The organism is Dokdonella sp., assembly GCF_036518555.1.
In the GTDB taxonomy this organism is placed as follows: domain Bacteria; phylum Pseudomonadota; class Gammaproteobacteria; order Xanthomonadales; family Rhodanobacteraceae; genus Dokdonella_A.
The window spans coordinates 1-4,481 of sequence record NZ_DATDMY010000321.1 but is presented as its reverse complement, the minus strand read 5'-3'; the positions used below and the strand labels follow the sequence as shown (position 1 = coordinate 4,481).

General features: G+C 70.6%; 5 protein-coding genes. 1 reads left to right on the top strand and 4 read right to left on the bottom strand.

Features of this window, described 5'->3' with window-relative positions:
• Positions 1-9: 9 nt before the first annotated feature.
• The 4 genes from VI238_RS17175 to VI238_RS17160 all read right to left on the bottom strand — a co-directional run bounded on the left by VI238_RS17175 (position 10) and on the right by VI238_RS17160 (position 4,122).
• On the bottom strand, positions 10-453 hold the full coding sequence (locus VI238_RS17175; RefSeq protein WP_331653576.1) for a rhodanese-like domain-containing protein: 444 nt from the start codon (positions 451-453) through the stop codon (positions 10-12).
• Positions 454-544: 91 nt separating this feature from the next.
• The gene (locus tag VI238_RS17170; protein WP_331653574.1) at positions 545-961 is read right to left on the bottom strand and encodes a hypothetical protein; all 417 of its coding nucleotides are present in this window, start codon (positions 959-961) and stop codon (positions 545-547) included.
• A 51-nt stretch (positions 962-1,012) separates the two neighbouring features.
• Complete coding sequence (locus VI238_RS17165; protein ID WP_331653572.1) at positions 1,013-1,462, bottom strand: YiiD C-terminal domain-containing protein; 450 nt, start codon at positions 1,460-1,462, stop codon at positions 1,013-1,015.
• On the bottom strand, positions 1,459-4,122 hold the full coding sequence (locus VI238_RS17160; protein ID WP_331653570.1) for a carboxypeptidase regulatory-like domain-containing protein: 2,664 nt from the start codon (positions 4,120-4,122) through the stop codon (positions 1,459-1,461). The genes VI238_RS17165 and VI238_RS17160 overlap by 4 nt, the downstream gene beginning before the upstream one ends.
• Before the next feature lie 94 nt (positions 4,123-4,216).
• On the opposite strand from VI238_RS17160, the gene VI238_RS17155 reads away from it, so the two are divergent.
• The coding region (locus VI238_RS17155) for a uroporphyrinogen-III synthase (protein WP_414650082.1) at positions 4,217-4,481 on the top strand (265 nt) is incomplete at its 3' end.

The window sequence follows — 4,481 nt, the reverse complement described above, 5'->3', positions numbered from 1 at the left end:
GCGCGCCGATCAGGCGCGGCCCTTGGCGAGCGGCATCTGCGCCTCGCTCCACGCGGCGAGGCCGCCTTCGAGCCAGAACACCTTCGCGAAGCCGGCCTTGCGCAGCCGCTGGGCCGCCTGCGCTGACGCCTGGCCGGTGCGGCAGACGACCGCGACCGGCAGGTCGCGCGCCCTGGCGAGGTCCTTGTGCTCGGGATCGAGCGCGCTCATCGCGACGTGCTTCGCGCCCGGGATGTGCCCCTTCTCGAACTCGGCCTGGGCCGACACGTCGATGAGCAGCGCGTTCTCGCGGTTGATGAGCTGGGTCAGCCCGGCCGGCGTCAGCGCCGCATAGCCGCGCGTGAAGCGCTGCGCTTCCGTCACGAACAGCGCGACGAGCACACCGACGAAGCCGAGGGTCAGGTAGACATGGTTGCCGAGGAACTCGGGCAGGCGGTGCAGGACGTCGGACATCGGTTTCGCTGGCGGGAGCACAGGCGTGCGCGGCCCGCGATTATCCGGCACCCCGTGCGGCGAGGAAAGCGCAATCGGCGCGATGCGGCCGTCAGTCGTGCCGGGCGATGTCCGGCAGGCCGCTCGTGAGCCACCAGTGCTTCGTCGCCTCGTCGTACTTCCAGACCTGGCGGTCGACGACCGAGCGCACGGTCTGCGTGTTCACGTTGGCGAGCTCGATCTGCACGACCTGGCGCACCTCGTCCTCGCCGACCGGAACGATCGGCTGTTCGCTGTACCCGGTGATGCGGACCTGCCTGAAGCGCTCGAGCTCGAGCGGGCTCGGCGGGTGCTCGGCGAGCACCTTGGGGTCGATGAACGACAGTGCCTGGGTCATGTCGCCCCAGCGGATGGTCGCGGCGTAGCTGTGCAGGGTCTGGTCGAGGACGGTCTCTTTCGAGCGCATCTTCTCGGTGGCGCAGGCGGCGAGCGCGGCGGCGACGAGCAGGACGGACGGCAGGCGGTGCATGGCGGTCTCCGCGGCGGGCTGCGCCGATTGTGCAGCAACTGCAGCGCCGCGTCAGCGCCGTGCGATCGCGACGAAGCGCGCCTCGAGGGTCGCGGCGTCGCCGCCGTCCGGCAACGGCACGCGGCCATGCACGCGCATGCGCGCCTTGCCGCGCTCGGCGAGCGCCGCGGCGAACGCGTCGAGCGATTCGCCCGGCGCCGCGGTGGCGATCGCGCGGAAGTCGTGCCATACCGGCGCGAGGTAGCGGATGCTGCTGTCCTGCACGTAGATGTCCGCGTGCAGCGCGCGCGCCTCGAGCGCGAGTTCGAGCAGGCCCCAGCCGGCGAGCGTCATCAGGCTCGCGAGGCTGCCGCCGAAGGCGCAGCCCTTGTCGTTCACGTTCGGCGCGAGCGGCGCGGCGAGTGCGAAGGCTTCGCCGTCGAAGCCTTCGACGGCGAGGCCCATCGCACGGGTGAGCGGGATGCGCTCGAGCGTGCGCTGCAGCCCGTCATTCGCCGTCATCGGGTCACCCGCTGCCGCGCCATCGCCGGGGACGGGTCGAAGCCGCTCGCGAACACCATGTCCGGATCGCGCGCATCGAGCGCGAAGTCGACGACCACGGGGTCGGGCTGGGTCGGGAAGGCCACCGGCGTGGCGTCGGCCAGCGAGCAGAGCCCTTCGTACGCCGGACCGTTCGGGCACGCGTGGCCGTCGAACACTTCATCGACGTACGCCGTGCCTGCATCGGTGGACAGCGCGACCGGACCCGGGCAGGCCGCCGCAAGGATCATGTAGTAGCCGTCCGCGTCCGTCGCGGACGCGCCGCAATGGGCCTGCGTGGAACTCCACATGTCGACGACGGCGCCGGCGATGCCCGCTCCCGAGACCGCGTCGGTCACGCGCCCCGAGATCTGCTGCGTGGACACGAGGCTGAAATCGACGTCCTGCACGGCTTGTCCCTGCAGCATCGCCACCGGCGTGCCGGCGGTCGGGTCGCAGCTGACGCCGGGCACGGGGCAGTCGATGCCGGAAAAGACCTGTGCGAACAATTCCGTGTTGACTGCTTCGAGGAAATAGGTGCCCGGCGCGACGTCGCCGATGACGTAGTCACCGTTGTTGTAATTCGCCGACACCAGTTTCAGCACGGCGCCGCTCGTGTCGTACAGCACGACATGGGCCGAATCCTGCGGCGGCGTCGCGGGCAGCCCGCGCAACTGCACGGTGCCGGCGATCGTGCCGTTCGGCGGAAGCGCGATGTCGATGCCGCTCACGGCATCGACGCCGACGGCCACCTGCCGTGCGCTCGCGAGCTGGCACGACGTGATGTCGAAGACGTAGTCGCTGCAGGCAGCGGCCGGGAACGCCGTATCGCGGTGGTCCACGCTCACGGCCTTGATCCAGTAGTTGCCCGGCGGCACGTGATCGAGGACGTAGGTTCCGTCGGCGGCGCTGACGGCGTCGAGGATCCAAACGGCATCCTCGTAGAGCGCGATGTCGACGTTCGCGAGCCCGGCGCCGGTGACCAGGTCGGTGACGCGTCCGGTGATGTCCGGCAATTCGCGCAGGTCGAACGTCGCCAGCGGAGCGGCGGCATCGAACGCGATCGTCAGCGGCGTTCCCGACGCAAGCTCCTCGTAGCATTCATCGATGCAGTCGACATGGTCGTAGAGCTGCGCCGCGTACGCGAACGAGCGGGCGGCGACCCGATAGGACCCGGGCACCAGCGGGCCCACCCGCGTACGTTGTCCGCTGGGAGCGTATCCGAAGAAGACGAGGTTGCCCGATACGTCGAATACGCGAATCTCGACGTTGTCCGCCGGACCGCCGACCGGGACGTTGGCGAGCACGTCGATCGTCGGCATCGGGCGCAGGATGAAGTCGATGCCCTGGCGCGGCGTGTCGCGCGCCAGGATGACGGGCGCCCCGCCTGACGGGTCGCACGACTGCGGCGGGACGGGGCAATCGACACGATCGTACAGCTGCGAAAGGTGCCCGGGTTCGGTCGCGACGACGTGATACTCGCCGGCCGCGAGCGCGCCGATCTGGTAGCGGCCGGTCGCATCGGCCGCTGCGTAGAACGAGAGACCCAGTGCGTTCGTCGCCATGACGATGGCATTGGGCACGGGCAGGCCCGTTGCCGCGTCGCGCGCGCGGCCGATGATGCGTGCACCCGGCCCGTGCGTGAAGTCGATGCCGGCAGTGGTCGCACCCTCTTCGACGGTGACGGTTTGCGCCAGCGCGAGGTTGCACTCGGACGGGCGGCCGCTGCATTCAACGTTCGGCCACATCATCGTCACGCCGTCGTACGGCGCCGACACGATCGCGTAGTCCCCCGCATCGAGCGGAATCTCGTAGCCGCCCGCGTCGGTGTTGGCGACGGCCAGCAGGAAGCCCGCGCTGTATGCGTAGATGCTGCTCCCGATCGGCTGGCCGGAAAAGTCGCGCACGTGGCCGCTGACCGAACCGCCGGCACCGGCGACCACGGAGAGGCTCCCGCCTGCGCCGAGATTGCGCACGCGCAGCCAGCGCGTCCGCTCCTCCGTGCCCGCGCGCACGCTGACGGCCGCGGCGAGTCCGAAGGTATCGTCGGCCCCTGCCAGCATGCGTCCCGCGTCCTCGGGGCATGCATCGAACACGCCGATCTCGGTGTCGAGCGTCGATGCGTACGTGTCGACGCGCACGACGGTGGATCCGACGTCCACGCGCAACCACAGTTCGGCCTCGGCGCCGAGTTCGCCGTCGAGTTCCTGGCCCGACGCCAGGGCGATCGCGCCGGAGCACGTCCCACCCAGACGAACTGCCGTCGGCGAAAGCGTGCCGCGGCGCGACGGTTGCGGTCGGTGCGGCAGCCGCGGCGCGTGGCCCGTCGACCGCGCCCGATCGAGGTTCCCGAGCAGCAGCGACAGCGCGTGCAGCTTGCGCGCGCCGGGCGAGCCATCGTCCGGCTTCGGCAGCGAGCGCGACAGCTCGTCGAGATCCGCATGCAGGCGGTGCAGCCGCACGTCGACGGAATCGGACCCGTTCGATGCGCGTGCGATGTCTCGCGTCACGCCGTCGATGCGGATCGCCAACGCCTGTGCGGCCGCGACGAGACGGGCATCGTCCGTCGAGGATCTCGCCGGTGTGGAACACACGAGCAGGGCGGCGGCGATGGCGCATGCCGGAAGGAAGATGAATCGCATCGGTAGGTCCCTGGAGATCGAACGGCGCGCACGGGCGACGGCCCGCCGCAAGCGACGCGTATGATGCCCGAATGCCGTGAAAGGTGGCCCAAGAATGCTCACAGCTCCCGTTAGCGGCGTCGGCGAGGACCTCGCGGGCGCGACCCTGCTGATCACCCGCCCGAGCGGCACGGCGCGTGGGTTCGTGTCGCGCGCGCGCGCGCGCGGTGCCCGGCCGTTGTCGTTGCCCGGCCTCGCCTTGCGTGCGGGCGATGCGCCCGGGACTCTGCGTGCGCTGCGCAACGCGCGCGGCGCCGACGTATGGATCTTCACGAGTCCGGCAGCCGTGCGATTCGCCTTCGGTGCAGCACCCGCCTGGC